Origin of the sequence: Mucilaginibacter endophyticus (assembly GCF_003351025.1) — a bacterium.
Classification (GTDB): domain Bacteria; phylum Bacteroidota; class Bacteroidia; order Sphingobacteriales; family Sphingobacteriaceae; genus Mucilaginibacter; species Mucilaginibacter endophyticus.
This window is the reverse complement of sequence record NZ_QPCG01000002.1, coordinates 26103-46644: the sequence shown is the minus strand read 5'-3', so window position 1 is coordinate 46644 and position 20542 is coordinate 26103. Positions and strand designations below refer to the sequence as shown.

23 protein-coding genes are annotated in these 20542 nt (G+C 40.0%); 2 read left to right on the top strand and 21 right to left on the bottom strand.

Features of this window, described 5'->3' with window-relative positions; translation table 11 throughout:
- Positions 1-140 precede the first annotated feature (140 nt).
- The 5 genes from DUL71_RS07625 to DUL71_RS07605 all read right to left on the bottom strand — a co-directional run bounded on the left by DUL71_RS07625 (position 141) and on the right by DUL71_RS07605 (position 3603).
- A complete protein-coding gene (locus tag DUL71_RS07625) occupies positions 141-1583 on the bottom strand; it encodes a PBSX family phage terminase large subunit (RefSeq protein WP_114937550.1) in 1443 nt (480 codons plus the stop codon).
- Positions 1558-2277 carry a terminase small subunit gene (locus DUL71_RS07620; RefSeq protein ID WP_114937549.1) on the bottom strand — a complete coding sequence of 240 codons (720 nt, stop codon included), beginning with the start codon at positions 2275-2277 and terminating at the stop codon, positions 1558-1560. The genes DUL71_RS07625 and DUL71_RS07620 overlap by 26 nt, the downstream gene beginning before the upstream one ends.
- A gap of 3 nt (positions 2278-2280) precedes the next feature.
- The gene (locus DUL71_RS07615) at positions 2281-2706 is read right to left on the bottom strand and encodes a hypothetical protein (protein WP_114937548.1); all 426 of its coding nucleotides are present in this window, start codon (positions 2704-2706) and stop codon (positions 2281-2283) included.
- A gap of 5 nt (positions 2707-2711) precedes the next feature.
- Entirely contained in the window at positions 2712-2900 is a 189-nt protein-coding gene (locus DUL71_RS07610) for a hypothetical protein (RefSeq protein WP_114937547.1), read from the bottom strand.
- Positions 2901-3150: 250 nt separating this feature from the next.
- Entirely contained in the window at positions 3151-3603 is a 453-nt protein-coding gene (locus DUL71_RS07605) for a VRR-NUC domain-containing protein (protein ID WP_114937546.1), read from the bottom strand.
- Positions 3604-4244: 641 nt separating this feature from the next.
- Here DUL71_RS07605 and DUL71_RS07600 point away from each other — a divergent pair.
- Together DUL71_RS07600 and DUL71_RS07595 are read left to right on the top strand one after the other, a co-directional pair.
- Positions 4245-4700 (top strand): hypothetical protein, encoded by a 456-nt coding sequence (locus tag DUL71_RS07600; protein ID WP_154402343.1) that lies wholly within the window; start codon positions 4245-4247, stop codon positions 4698-4700.
- 18 nt (positions 4701-4718) lie between these two features.
- Positions 4719-5069: a hypothetical protein gene (locus DUL71_RS07595; RefSeq protein WP_114937544.1), complete on the top strand. Its 351-nt coding sequence runs from the start codon at positions 4719-4721 to the stop codon at positions 5067-5069.
- On the opposite strand, the gene DUL71_RS07590 is transcribed toward DUL71_RS07595, so the two are convergent.
- From DUL71_RS07590 to DUL71_RS07500, 16 genes are all read right to left on the bottom strand, one after another.
- Positions 5070-6101, bottom strand: a complete 1032-nt coding sequence (locus tag DUL71_RS07590; RefSeq protein ID WP_114938494.1) for a DUF6371 domain-containing protein — start codon at positions 6099-6101, stop codon at positions 5070-5072.
- Positions 6032-7153 carry an AAA family ATPase gene (locus DUL71_RS07585; protein WP_114937543.1) on the bottom strand — a complete coding sequence of 374 codons (1122 nt, stop codon included), beginning with the start codon at positions 7151-7153 and terminating at the stop codon, positions 6032-6034. The genes DUL71_RS07590 and DUL71_RS07585 overlap by 70 nt, the downstream gene beginning before the upstream one ends.
- 3 nt (positions 7154-7156) lie before the next feature.
- Positions 7157-8614 (bottom strand): DEAD/DEAH box helicase, encoded by a 1458-nt coding sequence (locus DUL71_RS07580; RefSeq protein ID WP_114937542.1) that lies wholly within the window; start codon positions 8612-8614, stop codon positions 7157-7159.
- Positions 8611-9786, bottom strand: a complete 1176-nt coding sequence (locus DUL71_RS07575; protein ID WP_114937541.1) for an ATP-dependent DNA helicase — start codon at positions 9784-9786, stop codon at positions 8611-8613. The genes DUL71_RS07580 and DUL71_RS07575 overlap by 4 nt, the downstream gene beginning before the upstream one ends.
- Positions 9787-9977: 191 nt before the next feature.
- Positions 9978-10238 carry a hypothetical protein gene (locus tag DUL71_RS07570; protein ID WP_154402342.1) on the bottom strand — a complete coding sequence of 87 codons (261 nt, stop codon included), beginning with the start codon at positions 10236-10238 and terminating at the stop codon, positions 9978-9980.
- A 10-nt stretch (positions 10239-10248) separates the two neighbouring features.
- Entirely contained in the window at positions 10249-11172 is a 924-nt protein-coding gene (locus DUL71_RS07565) for an adenine nucleotide alpha hydrolase family protein (RefSeq protein ID WP_114937539.1), read from the bottom strand.
- A 226-nt stretch (positions 11173-11398) separates the two neighbouring features.
- Positions 11399-13159, bottom strand: coding sequence for a DNA cytosine methyltransferase (locus tag DUL71_RS32170; protein WP_161964393.1), 1761 nt, complete (start codon positions 13157-13159; stop codon positions 11399-11401).
- Positions 13156-15669, bottom strand: coding sequence for a DNA methyltransferase (locus DUL71_RS07550; RefSeq protein ID WP_114937537.1), 2514 nt, complete (start codon positions 15667-15669; stop codon positions 13156-13158). The genes DUL71_RS32170 and DUL71_RS07550 overlap by 4 nt, the downstream gene beginning before the upstream one ends.
- A gap of 294 nt (positions 15670-15963) precedes the next feature.
- The gene (locus DUL71_RS07540; RefSeq protein WP_114937535.1) at positions 15964-16353 is read right to left on the bottom strand and encodes a hypothetical protein; all 390 of its coding nucleotides are present in this window, start codon (positions 16351-16353) and stop codon (positions 15964-15966) included.
- Between the two features lie 245 nt (positions 16354-16598).
- The gene (locus DUL71_RS32355; protein ID WP_208645500.1) at positions 16599-17498 is read right to left on the bottom strand and encodes an A1S_2505 family phage non-structural protein; all 900 of its coding nucleotides are present in this window, start codon (positions 17496-17498) and stop codon (positions 16599-16601) included.
- Positions 17495-17650 carry a hypothetical protein gene (locus DUL71_RS32770; protein ID WP_425270975.1) on the bottom strand — a complete coding sequence of 52 codons (156 nt, stop codon included), beginning with the start codon at positions 17648-17650 and terminating at the stop codon, positions 17495-17497. The genes DUL71_RS32355 and DUL71_RS32770 overlap by 4 nt, the downstream gene beginning before the upstream one ends.
- Positions 17643-18344, bottom strand: coding sequence for a hypothetical protein (locus DUL71_RS07525; protein ID WP_114937533.1), 702 nt, complete (start codon positions 18342-18344; stop codon positions 17643-17645). Before DUL71_RS07525 ends, DUL71_RS32770 begins: the two co-directional genes overlap by 8 nt.
- Before the next feature lies 1 nt (position 18345).
- Positions 18346-18867, bottom strand: a complete 522-nt coding sequence (locus tag DUL71_RS07520) for a hypothetical protein (RefSeq protein ID WP_114937532.1) — start codon at positions 18865-18867, stop codon at positions 18346-18348.
- A gap of 230 nt (positions 18868-19097) precedes the next feature.
- Positions 19098-19787, bottom strand: coding sequence for a hypothetical protein (locus DUL71_RS07510; protein ID WP_154402341.1), 690 nt, complete (start codon positions 19785-19787; stop codon positions 19098-19100).
- A gap of 16 nt (positions 19788-19803) precedes the next feature.
- Complete coding sequence (locus DUL71_RS07505) at positions 19804-20244, bottom strand: hypothetical protein (RefSeq protein ID WP_114937529.1); 441 nt, start codon at positions 20242-20244, stop codon at positions 19804-19806.
- The gene (locus DUL71_RS07500; RefSeq protein ID WP_114937528.1) at positions 20241-20540 is read right to left on the bottom strand and encodes a helix-turn-helix domain-containing protein; all 300 of its coding nucleotides are present in this window, start codon (positions 20538-20540) and stop codon (positions 20241-20243) included. The genes DUL71_RS07505 and DUL71_RS07500 overlap by 4 nt, the downstream gene beginning before the upstream one ends.
- Positions 20541-20542: the final 2 nt, after the last annotated feature.

Sequence of the window (20542 nt, the reverse complement as noted above, 5' to 3'; positions counted from 1 at the left end):
TTTCCCAGGTTGCAATCAGGTACTCTGCTAATAGGCTCTAAAAATGTCGTTTTGGATAGCTAACCGAATTGCAACTCATTAGCATAGAACAAACATAAACAACTTATCTTTTTAATCAAAATTTTGATTGATATTTATTTTTAAACCCCACTAAGGGCCCTAACACCTAATGATTTTTTCTTGTTGATGAATGCCAGGTATTCTGCAGCAAAGTTGTGAGTGATCAGGTAGCGCTTACAATCCGTGGCGTGCCCAAATTCCTGATATGGCACTTTGGTAACTGGATGCTTAACCATTTTCTTGAACACGGTCCCGTCACTTGCCTCCTGCGTATACTGATAATCATAAATTGACTTCTTACAGACATCGCTTATCCCAATGGTTATGCCGCTGGCACTGGTGCCGCCGTATATCTCATTGATAAAGTTACCAGATTGTACTACAGATGGGTTAACGGCTTGAATTTTCAATACAGGCCTGTATTCCTTCAGCGCGGTCATGATATCAGTAAAGTAATTTTCACCTTTCTCTTTTTTGGTATCTTCCTTGATGCTGGTACGGTCACCACCAACGAATAATCCCGACACCTCGCCGGCAGGATATCGCTTTTTAAATTCAGCTGCCGCGTGTACAACCCGGTTACGTGGATCTTCAAGAAATATCTCATCGATCTGCTGCGCATGCTTATCTTTAAGCTGCCATACAGTCCACGGGATATAAGGGTTAACGTTCTCGTCGCAAGATAACCATATAGGCAATGATTTGTCCCATGCAATTTTATTGACGTGCAGAGCAGGCTTAAATTGCTTCCAGAACTCTCCGCCCGTACGTAGCTTGCCCCAATCTCCTAAACCATAGATCCGGTAATACTCGTAATCATTAATCTTATCCTTCTCAAAGTCATCAATGGTGTGCTGATCAACGAAGTTTGGCCCGACTATGTATTTATTGTCGAGGTAATTGGTTTTCATGATAACCAGGTTCCCTTTTTCGTTAACCCACATGCCGGCGATATCGCTCTGCTGCTCAGTTAAGATTTCCAGATCAAATATTTTAGTTTTGATCCAGTGCTCTTCTGATACTGGGTTAAATATGCCGATGATCTGCTGCCCTATTCTCCCGCGTAAACGCTTTCTTATCTGCTTAAGGTCCGTTTCGTCGAACTGGCTGATCTCCTCCAAAACAACCCGTTTAAAGTTAGCCAGTCCTTTAATTTTCTCGCTGTCATCCAACCCACGAAAACGGACGTAAGATCCTGTGATTTTACATACGATATAATTTTGCTGGCAAAGGAAATAATCTTCAAGGCCCCAAGATTTTATGATACCAGTAAAGTCTGAATAGATGGAATCTTTAATGTCTACCGCATACTTACGCAGCACCATGGTATTTTCATCTTTGGCTTCCAGCATCCGGATGATGATGAGCTGCACAACAGAGTAGGTTTTACTGGCCGATGATCCTCCATAAACCCAAATAAACCTGATAGCAACATTTAAGAATGCTGCTTTCAGGTGCCAGAAAATATTATTGAAAATATCTGGATTGAAATCGAACTTAAGCTCCCTCATTGTTTTGGCCATACCCCACTTTAATGATCGTATCTACGTTCAGGTTAACGTCAACCTCTTTATCACTCATCATCTTCCTGATCTTGGCTAATTGGGCCAAAGCATTATCGGCCGGATACATTTCAACCTGTATTCCATCTTTGGTGTGCTTAACAGATTTGATAATCCCGCGCTCTTTATCCTCGATCACTTTAACCAGGTCAAGCTCTGCCTCTTCAATCATGACAGTTTCGCCATCAACAACACGATAAGCATAAGGATTATCAGCTAGCTCAAGCTCCCAACGGAGGATATTATCCCTGTTATAATCGAGAGATTTCTGGAAGTTATCGTAATCTTCGCCGGTATATCCCTTGATTATGCAAAATTTTTCCTCTCTGGCGATGTGAGCCTTTTCATTATCAATGAGCCGCTGTAAGCCAACTTTGATTTGCGGGGTATGCGGAACAAGGCGCTTGACCATATAATCGCTCATGTTGCCTCTGGCAAGGTTTGTGAAGCGTTTGGTGATCTCTCCTGCCTCCATGGATAGTGCATCGAGGCGTTTATCAATTTCAGCTTTTATGTGAGGTTTTCTGAGGTTTTCATAACCCATCTCGGCAGCGGTATCAAAAGAATAACCAGCACGTATTGCAGCCTGTGTAGCGTTGAAGTCAACCAGGTATTCCTCAATAAAACGCTGTTGTTTAGCTGTGAGCTTTGCCATGGCTTAAAATAATTCGATCTGATTGCTCTTGATACTAAACTGCTGGAAGCCCAATAACACAGCACTAACACGGTCTTTGAATTTAGGATTTTTGAGATAGGCCGCGGCAATTCCTGTATAGTAATTAACTACCGGCGCATCAGCCCAATTCATAACCTGGCACATCACTTTGCGAATCCCGTTAGGAGCGCGTTCGATTCCTGGCGCCAATAAGCTTGCCGGGCTGTAAGCGCTATACACGCAAGCCGCAAACATGATAGACTCGTCGGTACGATCAAGATCAGGATAAGTATCTTTTATGGCTTTATGAATTGCCGGAATGACACCGGTATTTGCCAGCATCGGCTCACAAACCTTTACGGCAGCACGGTACTGCTCTGGTGATTGTTTGGCAATAACTTTTGCCACGGTGGATAATTTTAAGCTCATGATATTTAAATCCAGTTGGGTAACTTTTTTAATTGTTCGTAATCGCTGCTAAATTCTAACTGGCCACCTTCGTCTATAAATTCCTTCGCAGCAAGGATGAGGATGACCGGGTACCTTTGTTCCCACACTTGTATTACTTCACCCGGTACCATGTTGGTGAAGTAGGTTTTTATTTTGGGTGTGAGGACTTGCATTTGTGTAGCCTAATCAAAAGTGTGTTAAGTTAAAAGCCCCCTTATAGGGGCTTATTAACACACTTTATCACACAAAGTATGTTAACACACTTTTAGTACTATTTAACATAGTTTATAGTACCGTAAAGACACTTTTTATTAACTTTTATCAATCTATGTTAACATACTTTTGCTGGTTATTTTTAAAAAAGTATGTTAACATAGATTATAATATCATTAAGGCCATTTTTATACCAATTTCAATTTTGGTCTACGCAGCCTTTTTTAACTTTTTCATCCTTTCAGCACGTAGCTCAGCCTTGTAAACATCAACCATTTCAGCCCTGGAATAAGGAGAAATAAACAAGTTAAATTGGACTATATCGCCACCATTTAAGATACACTCAACAAACGAAATGATGTCGTTTGAAGTGGTAAATAAATAAGTATTTAGGCCGTGACTGGCGTGAACAGCGTGGATTAATTTTTGATCAGTAGAGCAGAAACCGGTGGGCGTTTTAACTTCGATCAAGTAGTATTTCCCATTCCAAATAAAATGCAGGTCAGGGATTCCTCGCACAACACCGGCTCCTTTCAGGAAAGCAGCAGTAACAGGATCGCGCAAGCTACCATTTGGGCAATGCCACAATAACCCGTAAGTTTGCGGGTACTTATTACGTATTTCAGTAAAAGCATCTTGCTGAATCTTAGCCTCTGATTGCATGGTTAAAGATAATAATACTTATCTTTTTAATCAAAATTTTGATTAAATAAAATTATTCCTTGACATTGGTATCAGGGATTAAGCTGTGATTTGGTGGCAGTGCACCGGAAAGAATTGTCATTTTGTTGTTACAATTAAAAATATTTTTTAAATAATTTTTAAATAAAAAATATTGTAAAACGCAATAAGATTCATTTTAATGGATTTATAGAATTTTATGTGATTGTACTCGACATAAATCCAAATAGATTTACCAAGGGCCTTAAAAGGGGCTTTAAAGGGCCTTGTTAAATGTAATGATATATACTTTTTATATTTTAAGGTATAAACTATAGCGCAGTTTAATATGTCTTGACAAATGCAAACTTTGGTATATATTTGGCGTTAAGAACCACAGAGTTATACTTATTAAGGATCATTACCTAGTGCACAATTCCGATGGAGGAGCCGTGCCGGTCCTGATAATTATAGCTTCGATAACTAACTTGATCAACACCACGCGCGTGACGGATTCCGCTGTTTGGCCTCTTGACTGAAGTTAATTACACAAAACATTATTTAAACTAATTGCGTATATGGGTGTCAAATCGGTATACTTTTTTTGGTATAAGTAATAGTTTACAGATTATAAAATTAAAACTATGCACCTTCAATTAACACACTCTCGTCCGTCATTTTCAATTATATTGAAAGCTTGGCTTATTGAGCATTTAGAACGCTTTGAGGGTAAGATTTATAAATGGCTTGTTGAAGATTTAACTTCCATCTTTGATAAAAGCAGGTTGTTATATAAAGCAAAAATTCAATACATACAATATTTGAGCATACCTTCAGCAGAGTATAAATTACTTAAATTAGGTAAAGTATTCCAGGATATAGAAAAGCTTGAGAGTATGGTATCTGATCTTAAAAATGATTCATTAAAACAATCTTTTAAAGGTTTCATAAGTGTTGTTTATTCTTATGAAGCAAAGCTTAGAATTCATATAAATTCTAAATCAGAAATTATTCCAACCCCTGATTATATTAAAAATCAGTTATCAGATATGTCTAAACGATCAATTGGAAATTCTGCTATCTCTAATCAGCTTGTTTAATTCCTTGAGTATACATTAATGCCATTCAATCAAGGAGACATTATTTCTTTTACTTTTCAAATGCCAGATGATGGAAGCTGGGTTAATCATTCCGGAGTGGTGTTATCATGCTTAGATGTTTATAATCATGATAAGTGCTATCTATGTGCCATGATGTCTTCTAACGGAGTGACTGACAAATTTAGCTTTCCATTAACCGATAATGATTTGCAAAATCCAAGTAATAAAAAGAATTCTCAAGTAAGATGCCATCTGATTACATACGTACTCGAAGCCGACCTTCAATTAAGCAACCCTTATAATAAATTAAAGCCTATAGCCTTTCAAAGGCTGATTGCACATATAAACGCATCTGTATTCGATTTATAGTCACCTCAACAAAAAATCAGCTAAATCCAATCCTTTAATCCTATCCTCGTCAGTAGCAAAACGATCAATGTGATCTGATATGTTAAAGTTAAATTCTTTAGCCTTTTCTTTCCATTCTTTATAGGCATTCAGGTCCGGGAATAATGTTACCGATCGATTAGCTACAGCTGCCAATTTGGTAGCGTTTAACCCACCTTTCATACCGCATGATACCCAGGTATATTTATCAATGAATAAGGATGCTATCAGCGCTGTTTTTTCGCTCTCTACAATAGCAATAGGCCTCCTGGGATACTGAGCAATAAGATGTTCGCCAAATAAGCATTGAACCATATTAAAGTCAGGATAAACAGGTTTGTATTCCTTTGTCCGGTTATGATGCCATGACGGATCCTGAGACTTATCACGGTGGCCATTATCAAGATACTTAATGTACTTTCCTGATCTTACCCGGCCGGCAGCATCCACCTGCCAGAAAATGCACCAATCACCATATGTGCCAACAAAATATTCCCGAAACCTTTTAAGGACGATATCAGGGCTAAACCTGGTACATAAGAATTTGAAGAGATTATTGCCATCAGGCCGCCCCAATGTGGGCTTCACATGATCAACAGGTATGAACGATGGTAGTAATTGGATAGTCGGCTTACGCTCTGGTATCTGATAAACAACATCTGATTCGATATCGATTTTGTACTTTTTAGCTAGGTAAGATATAGCATCGTAATATTTAAGAGAAAGATGTTCCATTACAAAATTTATAGCGTCCCCACCCTTACCTGAAGAAAAACATTTATAAATTCCTTTCGCCGGCGAAACTGAAAATGATGGCGTACGCTCGTTGCTAAAAGGAGACAATCCTACATACTCTTTACCTTGCTTCTTAAGCTTTACAAAGTCCGCAATAACCTCAACTATATCAGCTGAGGCTTTAATTGATTCTATTTTATCTGCAGGTATCAAAATGGTGGCTCCCTTTCTTCTGTCGTTATTTTGGCCGGCTGCGAAACATATGGGAACCCTGACCATTTAGGGTTTTTTTGGTATTTTTCTGTTTTATTAGGCGCATATGGAGCAATCCATACAATTCCAGTCATTAAGTAATGAGTTATAAATTCTCTTGCCTTAGATTTTCCTACATCTTCCGTATGATTTTGAAAAAAGTTGCAGATGTTATCAATTAAATCTGAGTATTTTAAAAACTCGCGTTTACTAAAAATATAGTTTACTATTTCAATATGAGCAGCGTTCCAAGCTGGGTCCGTAGGATCAACTGACTTTTTACGGCCGGTTGTCCTATTTCCCCCGCTCGTAGCAATAACACCGCTAAACCCTGTAACTATTTGAGGTATGCCATTGGCGTCACGATCAAATGCAAATGGTTGGAATGGCGCCGACCGGGTGTATTCCGGCGAACAAACGATAACCTTGTCATCATTTTGCTCAACTTTAATTACCGATTCAGACTTGTTAATCATCTCAGTGCCCAAATGGCCGCGGGCATGCTCATTACCCTTATTCTGGTGAAGGATATTCATAATGTGGCAATCATAAATCTCTGCCCACTTCATCAGGTCACCGGTACGCTTAGTTGCCTCCTCCGGGCTGTTGATATCAAAAACCAGATCACGTATACCATCTATCACAATTAAGTCAGGCCTGAACATTTTAATGATTTCCTCAATCATCTCAATCCGCTCATGAGGACTAAAGATTTTGAGATCATAAAAATTCAGGTATTCTGATGATGCAAGGCCAGACATCCGCAATATCCACGATTGGGTACGGCTGCCATAATATAGGCCCTGCTCAGTATCTATATACAGCACCTTAATCAGATTATTAATACACTGGGATACAATCCACGATGTGACCGTTGTTTTTCCAGATTTTGCCCGGCCGACCAAAGTACTAATCGACTTTTTGGTAAAAATTGAGATTTCATTAACAGCAAAAACTATATCTGGCTTCGGAATATCAACGCCTTGGGGGATTAGTGATTCCCGAATAATATCCTGCAGTGTCTTTTGTACCGGCGCGGATTCGTTTATTTCATTAACTAAGTCGTCTACTAACTTCATTCGCTACCGTAATACAATGTCCATAAATTCAATTGGTTCTATTGGGATAATCTGGTGATCAATCCACCCCCTCTTATACCCCATATTAGCAGCAAAGTCCATCAGGAATCCGTGCCTTATTTGTTCTTGTGCCCTGGCAACACGTATTGCAAATGGGCGTTTGTTTTTTATTTTGGCGTAATTGGCAAGCTCTACCGGAGTCAGCTCGCTGATCTTTTTGCCAACCATATCATGGTATTCATCAGTTAAGTCAACCATTTCTCCCTGAGCTAATATCTGTTCAGGTTCGGGATACTCATAACCACAGTATTTGCATTTGCGAGCAGATACCGGCAATATGCTTTCGCAGCTCGGGCATGACTTACATACGGCAGGGCTTTCAGTCTCTCCTTTTTGCTTTACTTTTTTCCAGAGCTCAGAATATGGCCGGTCCTCGAAGTATAATCCGTGTTGCTTCCAGTTCATACCATAATCTAAAACTGTAAAGAGGTCTTTGCCAGGATAAAGCCGGGATCCGCGACCTATCTCCTGTTGATAGACAGACGTTGATAATGTTTTGTGCATCAAAACAACCATGTCAATCGGCGGATAATCCCACCCTTTGCTGAGCGACTTGATAGTAACGAGGATATTCGCCATATCCAAAGTGGTAAATTTTGCCAGCTCGTAGTCGCCGTGTTCAACTTGCGAATGATATCTTGTAGATTGAAACCCAGCTTCCAATAGCCGCTCATTCAAAGCATCAGCCTGCTTGATAGATGCTACGAAAATTACGCACTTTTTGAATGGGAACTCCCTTAAATCGTCGAACAATCCATCATAAACACGCTGTGCACCGAAAACTATCTCATTAGATTTGTCAGTCACTTCTCCGTTCCGGATTTCAAGAAGACTTGTATCTGCCGGGACACGGCTTTTGTGTCGGTAATTGGTCAAGTATCCCTGCTGTATGAGCCAATCAACTTGCGGGCCTTCTACCAGGTCGTTGTAATAAATTGGCAGGTGTTTATGTATAATACCATAAGGCGTAGCTGTGCAGCCAATTCTGTATGCCTCAGGTAAATAATCAATAAGTTTTGTTGAAGTAGATATGTGGCATTCGTCTATCAATAAAATTAAATTTTTTCCAAGCTCCTGCAATTGGCTAATGATCATCGGCCTTTTTATCAGGGTTTGGATCATGCCTACGTAACACTGGCCAGGGAATATCATCATTGATTTGACGTTCGCGTTAATTTCTGTACCATTGCATTCCTTAACGAGTTGGGTGTAAATTTTGCGGGCATCAGAAAGCACAAGCACAGTTTTACCCTTCTCTATGCTTCGCGAAACAATCATATCAATCATGATCGATTTTCCAGCGCCTGTCGGAGCATGCAAAATCACAGCTTTGTTTTTAGCTAATGAACGCGAAGTACGATCAACGATGTCAATTTGGTATTGCCTGGGAGTCTTCTTCATCGCGTTAATATTCTTAGTCCTTCAGGGCTTGTCACTCTACTAACAGCAACATAAAATTGACCTGGCATAAAGCATGGCTTGCTTATATCTATAGTTACCTCATCGAGAGTTAGTCCTTGCGATTTATGAATGGAGAGAGCATAGGCAAGCTTAAACGGTAACTGTTCAATTGTGCCAATAACCTTTAATTCAAGATCTGTCTTCGAATCATTAAGGACATATTCCTTTTTGGTAATTTCAATTTTACCAAGGGCATGATCGACATCCCCCACCCTTATATAGTGGCAATCTTCATGTGATACGAAAGTCCCAAGCGTTCCGTTAACCAAATTATTGTCTTTTGAATTAACGAGATACATGATCTTAGCCCCGTTTTTGACTTCTATTTTAGTAGGGAAATTAAAATCATCGGCATTGATATTTCCAGTTACTTTGGCTTCAAATGTGAATAGTTCGCCTTTTAAAGAATCTAATCCTATCCTGTTATATTTATCGACAGTAGAGTTGTGCGGAGCTAATATGATCCCCTTCGGCTCGTTAGTTACAAATTTGTGAAAATATGGAGCCTTGCCGCCATCCCTGATAATATTCAAATTATCAATAAACTCAGGATCGCTTTGACGCAAAACCTCGTCAAGCTCAATGGTTTCTACATTTAGCTTTGAAAATATTTTTGCTTCAAAAAATTCAACCCCGTTATATTTCCTATACAGTATGGACCGGGTATTATCGTTGACAACTGCAGGCAACTGCTTCATGTCGCCAATAAATATGATTTGCTTGGTATCAAGACCTTGACATCCATTCTTTAAAAGGGTCCAATGCATACCATCCAAAATATCAGGTCGAAGCATCGATATCTCATCAATCAATAAGACATCTATTAATTCAAGCATTCGCCTTTTTTCACCTCTTAGAAAATTGCATGACTCAAAATCCATTACTCCAAACGGGTTAAGCCCGAACATCGAGTGAATAGTTTGACCTCCAACATTATTTGCCGCAACACCGGTAGGTGCCAAAGCGACAATCCTTTTACCATCTTCCTTTAAGGCCTCTATAGCCTTTTTGACTATAAATGTTTTTCCCGTTCCGGCCTTACCCGTCAAAAACAAATTCTTTCCGGCAAGAACAGACTGAAGAAACAAATCTTGTTTGCTTGATAATTGCATATTCAGGAATGGTTATTACTTTTAAAATTATCATTACCCCCGCAGGCAAACAGTTTAGCGACAATTAAAGCTGGATATGGGATAGCCAGCGCGCCTGAGGGGGTAATGAATGAATGTCTTTTCAGTTGCTAAACTGTTTTCAAATATAACAAATAGTTATCTTTTTAATCAAAATTTTGATAAGCAGATTGCTAAATTCTTTTGGCGGTAGCCTCCAACTGAGCTATTCTGGTTTTAGCTGCATCGACAAACCAGCCAGATCCTTTAATACTAATATAGTGCTCAAGAGCATGTATTTCGTCACTGGTGTTAGTAGACATCCGGACATGGTCATTATCATTAATGATAGTCCTCCTACATTTAACAAAGGATTCAGTTACCCCTATTTCAATAGCTAATTCCCGGGTTGACTTTTTAGGATTATTTGTGATGTATCTGTCTATTACTGTCATGATATAAAATTTAAGAAGTACAATAACCGCCATGGCATCCACCGCCACGCATTTTGAACAAATCCAACTGGGGTGCTATATTTTTAATATCCCTCATGGATAAACTTGCATGTAGCGTTCCGCCCTGCATGGCCTCTAGTACCATTGCGGTATGCATTATTCCAGGATGAATATCAAAGTTATTTCGTAACTGCATTGGATGTTTCCAGAAGCAGAATTGGCAATTGCTATCAGCTGCAAACTCAACCGGCTTATCCTGCCAATACCTTTGGATGTCTGCTTGAACTATGCCGGCCTCGATCAAAGGAAATTCTCCAATTCTAAACGCAACTTCTTTCTTTCTGATAGCATAGGAATAACCCGACCTGGTAACTGGATATGTAAGGATTGCGTTCGACTTTTGCTGAAAGTGATTGTTTTCATCGATATGCATTTCGCAATGGCTATTCATAATAAACGTATCTTTAAAAGTGTTAGCCCTATCAGCCTCATCAGCCCTGAAACCAATACGCATCTTGCAGGGCAATGACCTCCAGTTGTATAGGAAGCGGAATATAGGCTCTATTTTAAAAATGGAGGTACACCACCTATGCTGTTTGTTAGGTAGCATTGATTTGCCGAATGTAGTTTGCTGGAAACCAGGTCCGCGTAGCCAGATTATTTCCCGGCCGATATACTGCTCCAGATCAAACATGGTTTTAATAGTTATCGGATCTTCGGCAGTACAAACAAATTCATGTTGATCACTGCAATACTTTTGCAGCTTATCATTAACCATTTGCCTAACCTTTTTATCAATTTTGAATGTTTTTGATCCAGCATTGGAATTGTGATCATCCATGCAAACAAGCGCGAAAACCTCGTTATCGGCCGGGTAATGGGCGGCAATGTATGAGCTTGTTTTGCCGCCTGAAAGGCTGTTAACGGTGATCATAATTCTAAATTCAATTGAAGTCCATACCCCATATCAGAAGGGCTTATCACATCACCAATATTATTGCTATAATCGTATTGGAAGTAGTTGTTGATATATTTTTCCTGGTAGGTTCCCTTGTTTATCTCAACCAAACCAGAATCACAATCCCGGCAGTGAGTTTCTTTTTTATTACAATTATGTGCAACAGCATCACAATGTGGGTTGATGCATACCTTTAAACAACTCATGCCGCCATCCTCCTTAGTTCACGCCAAACCGGTATAAAAGCGCTGCCCATAGCAGTAACGACTTTTGATGCCACCGCGTTGCCGATAAACTTTTTCTGATCAGATTTAGAGCCTACCATTTTGTAATTTTTAGGAAGGCTTTGAATTTGCAAGAGCTCGATTATCTCAAACATGCGCATGTAGATGTTTTTGAAATTCATTACAGCCATAAACTCCTTTAACTTTACCGTATACTCTGAATCTGTGTCGTAGACTGGTATATTAAACTTCCCTGTGGTAGCTGTGATCAAATACAATGGCGCTTTATCCTGCCTGGCTATCACAGTAGGACTCGGTCGATTAATATCTGTGCAATGGCCGCCATGAGATGGGTTCAATATATAATGGTGATGCCTGTCAGCTGTTATTGTAGGGGAAGGATCATGAATTGACGAACCATTATTATTATAACTGGTATTGATAATAACCGGCTCCATGGTCATTAGCGATTGTTTAGGGACCTGTAACAATGTACCAGATGGCTGATTTATGGACTTTCCATCACTGGCAGAATAAGCCTCATCAATAAATTGCTCGGCAGTGAACAAAGAAAACCTGTCATGAGTCGGTACAGTACCGTTAGGTTCATCAATGGACTTATATTGGCCACCGCTGCCATAATAAAGTGCTACAAACTGATAGGGATGATTTGACTTATAATACTGTTCTTTGAGAGCATTATATCTCTTTTCACCCCCTGCAATAATCTTGATGCAGCCTTTATAGTAACGCTTCATGGTATTATCACACAAATCTTTCCTGTTTTTTTTAGGTAGGTTCATGTTAATATCCCGGTTAAAAATACTTTCACCAACCTTAGTTAAATCAAGCACGTTTTTAACACCATTCCACGGTAACAGATCACTAAACAGATCAGGCTTAGCATCTTTGGAATGAGTAGCCTTTGGCCACACAATGGGAAGTCCATCCTTGGCAAAGCAGCCAAACAATCTATCTCTGGTTTGCTCAACACCAAAATCAGCACTATTTAATTTCCGCCATTGGGCATCATATCCATAAGCTTTGATCCTGTTGCACCATTCAAGCCAGCATGTACCATTTAAATAAGAAACCGGTTGCCACCAATAAGCCTCAAGCTTAGTTTTTTTGTCTACGCCCATCTTTAGCTCTGTATTAGCATATATACCTTTGGATAAGTCTTCTTTGATATGACGTTTAGCTTTGATACGCACCGGGCCCCACGCCATGAACTCAACCACATTTTCAATCATAATGTAATCTGGATTGATAGCGTCGATATACCTGAACAGGTGATTTGCTAATGTCCTACTATCTGGATCGCGCGAAAGTCCGCCTTTAGCCTTGCTGAAGTTTGTACACTCCAATGAGGCCCATAGCTTTAATTTAGCATTTGGGTATATTTTACGATAGTGTGCTACAACAGCTCTTAATACATCCAGATTAAGTGTACGCATATCTTCGATGGCATGCAGAGCGAATGGATGATTTAACATGTGGCATTTGATGGCAACTTTATCATGGTTTACGCAAAAAATTACTTTAACAACCTTTTGTCCATCAACCTCTATTTCCTCGTATCCGTAACTGGTACCACCAAATCCGCTGAACAGATCTACCACAAAAGCCTCAATGCTTTCATCAACTTCTTGTGGCAGCCTGGCTATAATTTCCTGAATCTCCCAGGCGCTTATTGATGACAGTCCTCCGCCTTCAGAATGTAGGAATAAGTTCCTCATGCCGCACTTCCTCCCAACATATCAAACAGCGTAGGCACATTGATTTTATACTCAATCGACTTTAGGTAAAATAAACCATCGTCGTAATATTCAGGATTCAACTCCGCGCTTACTGCTTTCCGGCCCATCTCTAGAGCCTTATAAGCAGTAGAAAATAACCCGCCAAAAGGATCATCTATAAGATCCCCTTTATTTGTAAACCTGTGTATCAATCGCTCAATTATATCCAGCTGCAGCGGACAAATGTGTTTTTCTTTTTTTCTGTTAACCTGGTTGGCGTTTAAAGTATTCATTCTATTGATATCAGTCCAGACCAAATCGTTAGAGCTGGTAGTAGGAATGGTCATGAACAATTTACTTAGCTTACCTACAGAATCCAGATCATTGCAAACTCGGAGGTGTTCCTGAAAGTCGTAGATCGACTGCATGTCATATTTCTTCCATGAATTGAATACATGCTTCATATCGGCCTTTGATAGCTCTGAAGCAGATAAGAACCGATTGCCGGAGGATTTCCAATAAGCATGAGCATCCAGCTGCCATAGGGATAGCAGATATTCATCAATAGTTTTTACAACAGGATCATCAGCATAAGCATTATCAAAAGAGGTCGGAGCCTTCCTGAATAATAATATGTATTCCGGCAACCCTACGCCCATTTTAGTAGCATCTTTTCGCTGCTCACCCCAAGTTAACCGATATGTTTGGTTGTTTTCCCTTACCACATCGGTAGTAACTGTAATCTTACCCACCAGGTAAAAACCATGCTTGATAAAATGAGCAACAGTCTGGCCAGAGAAGTCTTCTATAGTAGTAAATGAAGTCCCATTTTGATAACTGTAACGAATCCTATCTTTTACATGGATGGCTGCTATACGGCCAGGTTTAAGTGTACGAAGCAAATTTGGTGTTAAGTAATCCATTTGCTTGAAAAACTCGGCATTACCGTGGTTATGGCCAAAGTCATTGTAATTATCGCTGTATTCGTAGTGGTCACCGAAAGGGATGCTTGTGATGATGGCTCCGCTATAATTGTCAGGTAAATTATTGTGAACATTTACTGTATCATCATTATAAACAGTTGCACATCCCACAGTTGCGGTCCGGGGTGCGGAAAATATTTTTCTTTTCATGTCTGCTTTAATTTTGTCGCTGTTTAGACCATACTCACGGACTGTGTTGATCATTTCGGTATTTAGCTCGATATGGTTAGCCCATTTAATTTTTAAGGTTTTTAAAACCTCGCGCTCGTTATTGGTAAACAAGGCCCAAATGTTACACTCGAACTTTTGACGGAAACGAAATATCCGGTGAATGGCCTGTATGAAATCGTTGAACTTATAATCAATACCGACAAAGATCATATTGTGACAAGCATCCTGGAAGTTGCAGCCGGATCCTGCAATTTTTGGCTTAGTGATCAGGATATCATATTTACCTTCTGAAAAATCGATCAGATGTCTTTCCTTCTCAGCGTTGCTTTGAGATCCGTACACAGATATCGTGTTAAACTCTGCAAATTTACGCTCCAAAGCAGCTCGCTCTGCCTCCAGATGGTGCCACAGTATAAAACGCTTGCTGGGGTTCTCTTTGACAATCCTATACGCCTCATTTACCCGCAAATGGATGGATTCAGTTTTCTCCCGGCTTACATCAGGAAGGCTTTTGGTTAGATCTTTAAACAGTACGATGTCGCCCTTTTTGTTTTGAATGACATCCGTGGTTTGATTGGCAATTTCCACCTCATGAAAATTCATTTTAGGAAGGTTATAACCGTCATCATCAAACCCCAGATCGGAAGGCTTATTAATGAAAACAGCCCAGGTAGATACCCACTTCCAAAACTCCTCTTTTTTGTTTTCGTAAAGCGTTAAGTTGCCGGCTTTTGTGCTGTCCCGCTGGAAAAACCTGGTTAAAGCGTGCCCGCGATCGATAACACCTAAAAAGTCAGCATAGTTAAGTATCTCAATGAAATCGTTAGGTGTAGGGGTTGCTGTAGCAACGAACCTAAAGTGAACATTACGGAAATATTGTAAAACGTAATTGGTAGTCTCTGTCTGTAGGTTTCTGAGTATGCTTGCCTCATCAAAAGATACGCCGCTAAACTTTGTAGGATCAATATCACCTTTTCGAACCCTCTCGTAATTTGTAACGTAAATTTTCACACCATAGATGTCAACATCGTCAGAATCGGTAATATATTGGATTTCGTAACCGGTGTTCAATAAATCATTATCTCTCCTGAATTCTCCAACAACTGCGAGAGGCATACATATCAAAAATGGCTTATTAGTCATATCGATAACCAACTTTGCGATTTCCAACTGCATCAGTGTTTTACCCAAACCAAAACTTGCAAATATGGCCCGTCTACCACCATAAATGCACCAAGGTACAATGACACGTTGATGATCAAGTAATACAGATGAAAGCGAATTTGGGTAGCACATTACGCCGTAGTTCTCGGCGGCTACTATTTTACTTTCAAGAAATTTATTGTAATCTCTCATAATTTTATCACCATTTTACCCCAGGTAAAGCACCCGGCTTTTAAATGAATCAGCCAGTCATCATGCCTTTTGATCGTCATGAATTCAGGCTTCTTTTCTATGACCCTGCTGATATTGCCATTGACTTCATGTTGGTACCTATCTCCTTCTTTCAATGTATGGAATGGTACACGAGGCTTATCCGGCGGATCTGAATCGATTATTATTCTATTACCGAATGCCATGTTATTTTAGTTAAGATTGGCTGCCGAAACAACCAATCTTTATAATCAAAATTTTGATAACCTAAATGCCTTAGAATGGCAAATCGTCATCCTCACTAACAACATTTGGCGCCGCGGCTCCTGAAGTATCATTGGCGGTACCGGCCGAAAAGTCTTTGATGTTACCCAAAATTGGTGATAGCTTTTTCGCCTCTTCCTTTTGGTCTTCAGTAAGTCCTTTCCAGATGCTTGAGTCGGTTGTTTTAGCAATAAAACCATTTTGGCCAAACTGATCAGCTTCAGATTTAACCTTAACCTTTACGGCCATGTAAACTGCCTTGTCTTTTTCAACCAGCATATTTACATCAATTGGTATGAAGATACCCCTCACCGGCTTACCACCTTTCCCCTTGGCGTCCATCAATACGTGTGTCAGTTTGGTCAGCGCGATGCTGCCAGATAGATCCTTGTCTGTGTTCATTTTAATTTGATTTGAAGTTTATTTGCCTTTTGGCGGTTTATATTAATTCGATTGTAACGATGCTAACCTGGCTGCCGTTAGCGGTAGTGATTTCGTAGGTGGTGATGAGCATTATTCAACTGCAATTAGTTCGCCATTAACAAGCTTGTAAAATGTGTCAGCTTTAATTATTTCGCCATCAACCTTAACTGATTTAACTTCAGATATTGAATAAGTCCAGTCTTCGTTTTGTTTCCACTCAGTAACTACGATCCAGCAGCCAATAGCCCCTTTAGGCCCTCAATTCCTAATGATACGGCTATTGAATCGCGGCCCTTAACAGAGGCGTGAGCCTTGTTTCCGGCGGTGTTAGCGTGAGCCTTGTATCCGGCGGTTGTGGTTGTTTCAGTACTGGACTTTATTTTTTCTACTGCCGCCTTTATGCTATCAGAGACAACCTCAAAATGAAGCTTGAACAACTTGCCCAATGATAACTTTGCTTTTACCCTCAATTTATTGGTAGCAGTTTTGTCACCATCTTTTTCTACAGCACCAAAAGCCTCAACGTGCGCGTATTCTCGGCCGATCTCAGGAGGATAATAATTAAACACATCCAATGGAGACTCACAGAAATGAAATCCATGATTACACAATGAAGGCTCTTGATCATGAAAAAACTCGGCGTTCTCGGAATACTGATACCCACGGCAATTCATGCCTTTATCAAACCCTTTAAACCCTGGCACAACCGGGCCTTCTGTGATTAGTAGGTCAACAAATGATTTAGGGAATGAAATATTTGGCAAGTTCTTTTTGTAGAGCTCAGTGAACAATGGAGCTACCTCTTCCGCTTTGAAGCCGGCAATGCCACAACCAACATCTGTCAATAAGAATTGTAATTTTGGAGTTGCTTCCACGTCATTTGCAAATTTGTTAACATGATATTGGAGAACATCCAAAGAAATCTTTTCCATGTTTTTATTAAGGGTAGGGATAGCGTACGACTGCCCTTGAAGCCCTTCTGCCTGGCCATTGATAGCACCAAATTGCTCAACAGCTAAACGAGCAGCGCCGCCGGCATGATTGCCCAATAAGTTTGAGCCGAATACAAAGACTTCATTCTTTTTGAGCTTTGTGATTTTTGAAGGAGTGATTTTAATTTTCATTTTAATTTTTGTAATGATCGTTTGATATTGGTATTGATTGAAGCAAGATTATTTTTGATGTATTCCCTGAGCTCTCCGTGGGCCTTATTTTCAGTATATAGCCATAGGAGATAACTATCAGGGACATTCGCCAGGGCTTTGCCCTTATGCATGCCCCACGGCATCGGTGATTGGTCGGTGTACATGGACTCCAAATATTTTAGTGTCAGTAATGTAGTCTTTGAAGTACTCAATGAAGTTGATGAACTCAAACAGCGTTATCATCAATTTTTGGTGCATACCAGGAGTCGGGATATAAGTTTCTTGATACACTTTGTCAAAATCACTAACCAGGTACTTAAATGCCTTTAATGGTGCACCATTCAGCTCCCTGATCAATGAATATGAAGGGTGCTGTGCATGATCCTTATACTTATTGCATTTGTAGTTCTGGGTGGTTTTTAAATCGGTGATCATCTCAGGGAATGTGTAATCAGCGATCCCGTATAGCTTAATGTTACCAACGTGAGACGGAATGATCGCTTCCATGTACTCCTGTTTTTTGGTTGCATGCTGCATCTTGGTAGCTATACGGTCTATGAGATCGGCCTTGAACTTGAAATTCTTTGTCCTATAATAACCATCTTGATACAGAGTGAGTGAATAATCTCCTGTCTTGATAGAGGTGATCATATCATTAACACAAAGCTCGAACTCCTCTCCCATTGCTTGTTGCTCAGTTTGCTCTCCCCTAACATGATTGATTTTATCAAAAACACTTTTAAATGTCTCGTCATCATCCTTACGTTTGAACCGGAGGTATGCATCCAGCACACTTGGGTAAATGGCATAATTGATAGTTTCCATCTTATTTAAGTGTAAAGATTAATGATTGGCTACCTGTCTTAACTGGTGGATTAATTACCCTGGCAGTCATGATAACCTCGCCAGTGTCCTGATCTATCTCGTCCTCTACCTCGGTAGGCGTTGTAAATGTTTTAAGCTTTTGCTCTCTGGCTGCGATTTGCTCTTTAATAGCTAACATCTGCATGTTTAGGCTATTCCAAACCGCATCATTGCAGACATTGAAGTCATATCTAACGCCAGTCATCTGCTCCCTGATGTCGCAATTGTGCTTTTGATAGTTTTTACCTTCAGGAAGCCTGGCTTTGCCTTTCATAGCTTCAATGACAGCATCAAAAACATAGGCACCTTTCTTTGCCATGATTAAGGTATTGAGGGCATCGGCGTTCCCGTCATCCACAGCCTCTACTATCTTGCTGGCTATCTCTGACAATTCAGACTTGTCAACTGTGAGCAATGACTTATCTTCTATTGCCACCAGTGCAGTTTGCTCCACTGGCTGTAAGAACAAATTAAGATTTTCCATTTGGTTTTATTGGTGATTAAGGGTGATTAATTGGCTATCGAATGGTTTGAACTTTTTTTGTTCCTTAGGTTGATATTCATAGATACCTCTGTCAAAAAATAGTTTTAGCGTCCTGAATTGCATTGACATCAAGAATGAAGTTGCACACGGCCTTTTCCAAGACTCAACCCATACCGATTTATGATTGACCAACTCCATCGGGTTGGTCAATCTATTTTCAAGCTTTCCCATTACGCGGCAATGGCTTGCTCAGCGATTATAGTATCAACTGCGTCTAATTGCTCCTGTGTCATGGAGAAGGCGTCTTTAGTCTTTTCAAAAACCTCTTTATCACCACCCCTAACTTTATCACAAAGCTGCTTAAACATCTTATCTGTTAGAGCCGGTAGAACTTTCACCTCTGGCTGTGTAGTGATCACTTCGTGAGAAATATCAATTGTTTCCATCTCTTCAGGGGTATATACTGGCCCTGAAAACACATCTGGGCAATACCATTTAACACCGTTGCTTATTGCGCGGGCAAACAGCATGTTTTTAGGGAACTTATCAAGGTTTTTGGTTTGAGCTGCTTTAGCATCGGCAATGGTAAAAGTGCTATTGCCTATTTTATCTTTACCTTGATAGAAATCAAGAGAGCATGCTTTGTCGTCAAGCTGGATCACCTTGTAATCATATTTACCAGATCCTTTCACAGTAGAAGCAATTAATCCGGCTCCTATAGTTGGCTTACCTTGAATGATGTGTATACCACTCATTGCAGCAAAGGGAGGTATACCAATTTCCTGACCAGCCTGTATCTTAACGAACGCCTGCCCCATTTGCTTGGCATCGGTGAACATGCCGCTTTCTGCAAAAGTTTTTGCCATTGTCATGATATCAGATACTGGCATTGATTTGATAGTTGCTAATTCGGTTTTCATACTTTATTGGAGTTTTTTATTTACTTAATAATTCTTTTACTTCTAACTTTAGGCTTTCCATGGCGATCTCGTCTTCCAGATGCTCAATCCTCCGGAGTCTCTGCTCATACAGCTTGTTTGCCCATGGTTCGTTGTTGAGAAATTCAAACAGTCGCAACTTCCGGATCTTGTTAGTTGTTGTCCTGAGCTCTTCGGATACATATTGCATCCAGTCAACGAAGTCAGATGATTTCAGAGGCGAGTTTTTATTGTAACTCAGTGGATAGACAGTTTGAGTACCTACTTTATACACCAGGCATGATCTTTTTCGTTTCTTAACCAACCTTTTTACAGTAGCTATTGATTTATATATGGCCCTGAATGTTGACCGTACAGCAACTTTGAATACGCTGAAATCAGGATTCGTTGCCAACCATGCTTCGTATTCTTCGATAGTGGTTTCGTGAGTAATGATCATAATGATTTCCTCCTTGGTGATTTGGTTTTAAAGTAGTTTTGATCCATGTAAGCCTCCACATCTTTGCGTTTGAAGCGGATGGTTCGGCCAATATTAGAATAGCCTATATCTTGTTTATGGTCATTAACCCAGTCAATGCTGAATCCGGTTAACTCCATCACCTCCTGAGCAGACAGGTAAGGTTTTTTGGCCTCTTTAAGTTCTGATATGGTGGATATCACCACTTGGCGCATATCCTGAACCTCAGCTATCAGGGCCTGCAATGTTTTGGTTTCTACCAGTGATACCCCTTCCATAA

What these genes read in the sequence shown, in the direction of transcription:
- DUL71_RS07625 (WP_114937550.1), bottom strand. Translation starts at nt 1,583, where the DNA reads ATGGCCAAAACAATGAGGGAGCTTAAGTTCGATTTCAATCCAGATATT.
- DUL71_RS07620 (WP_114937549.1), bottom strand. Translation starts at nt 2,277, where the DNA reads ATGGCAAAGCTCACAGCTAAACAACAGCGTTTTATTGAGGAATACCTG.
- DUL71_RS07615 (WP_114937548.1), bottom strand. Translation starts at nt 2,706, where the DNA reads ATGAGCTTAAAATTATCCACCGTGGCAAAAGTTATTGCCAAACAATCA.
- DUL71_RS07610 (WP_114937547.1), bottom strand. Translation starts at nt 2,900, where the DNA reads ATGCAAGTCCTCACACCCAAAATAAAAACCTACTTCACCAACATGGTA.
- DUL71_RS07605 (WP_114937546.1), bottom strand. Translation starts at nt 3,603, where the DNA reads ATGCAATCAGAGGCTAAGATTCAGCAAGATGCTTTTACTGAAATACGT.
- DUL71_RS07600 (WP_154402343.1), top strand. Translation starts at nt 4,245, where the DNA reads ATGCACCTTCAATTAACACACTCTCGTCCGTCATTTTCAATTATATTG.
- DUL71_RS07595 (WP_114937544.1), top strand. Translation starts at nt 4,719, where the DNA reads ATGCCATTCAATCAAGGAGACATTATTTCTTTTACTTTTCAAATGCCA.
- DUL71_RS07590 (WP_114938494.1), bottom strand. Translation starts at nt 6,101, where the DNA reads ATGGTCAGGGTTCCCATATGTTTCGCAGCCGGCCAAAATAACGACAGA.
- DUL71_RS07585 (WP_114937543.1), bottom strand. Translation starts at nt 7,153, where the DNA reads ATGAAGTTAGTAGACGACTTAGTTAATGAAATAAACGAATCCGCGCCG.
- DUL71_RS07580 (WP_114937542.1), bottom strand. Translation starts at nt 8,614, where the DNA reads ATGAAGAAGACTCCCAGGCAATACCAAATTGACATCGTTGATCGTACT.
- DUL71_RS07575 (WP_114937541.1), bottom strand. Translation starts at nt 9,786, where the DNA reads ATGCAATTATCAAGCAAACAAGATTTGTTTCTTCAGTCTGTTCTTGCC.
- DUL71_RS07570 (WP_154402342.1), bottom strand. Translation starts at nt 10,238, where the DNA reads ATGACAGTAATAGACAGATACATCACAAATAATCCTAAAAAGTCAACC.
- DUL71_RS07565 (WP_114937539.1), bottom strand. Translation starts at nt 11,172, where the DNA reads ATGATCACCGTTAACAGCCTTTCAGGCGGCAAAACAAGCTCATACATT.
- DUL71_RS32170 (WP_161964393.1), bottom strand. Translation starts at nt 13,159, where the DNA reads ATGAGGAACTTATTCCTACATTCTGAAGGCGGAGGACTGTCATCAATA.
- DUL71_RS07550 (WP_114937537.1), bottom strand. Translation starts at nt 15,669, where the DNA reads ATGAGAGATTACAATAAATTTCTTGAAAGTAAAATAGTAGCCGCCGAG.
- DUL71_RS07540 (WP_114937535.1), bottom strand. Translation starts at nt 16,353, where the DNA reads ATGAACACAGACAAGGATCTATCTGGCAGCATCGCGCTGACCAAACTG.
- DUL71_RS32355 (WP_208645500.1), bottom strand. Translation starts at nt 17,498, where the DNA reads ATGAAAATTAAAATCACTCCTTCAAAAATCACAAAGCTCAAAAAGAAT.
- DUL71_RS32770 (WP_425270975.1), bottom strand. Translation starts at nt 17,650, where the DNA reads ATGCATAAGGGCAAAGCCCTGGCGAATGTCCCTGATAGTTATCTCCTA.
- DUL71_RS07525 (WP_114937533.1), bottom strand. Translation starts at nt 18,344, where the DNA reads ATGGAAACTATCAATTATGCCATTTACCCAAGTGTGCTGGATGCATAC.
- DUL71_RS07520 (WP_114937532.1), bottom strand. Translation starts at nt 18,867, where the DNA reads ATGGAAAATCTTAATTTGTTCTTACAGCCAGTGGAGCAAACTGCACTG.
- DUL71_RS07510 (WP_154402341.1), bottom strand. Translation starts at nt 19,787, where the DNA reads ATGAAAACCGAATTAGCAACTATCAAATCAATGCCAGTATCTGATATC.
- DUL71_RS07505 (WP_114937529.1), bottom strand. Translation starts at nt 20,244, where the DNA reads ATGATCATTACTCACGAAACCACTATCGAAGAATACGAAGCATGGTTG.
- DUL71_RS07500 (WP_114937528.1), bottom strand. Translation starts at nt 20,540, where the DNA reads ATGGAAGGGGTATCACTGGTAGAAACCAAAACATTGCAGGCCCTGATA.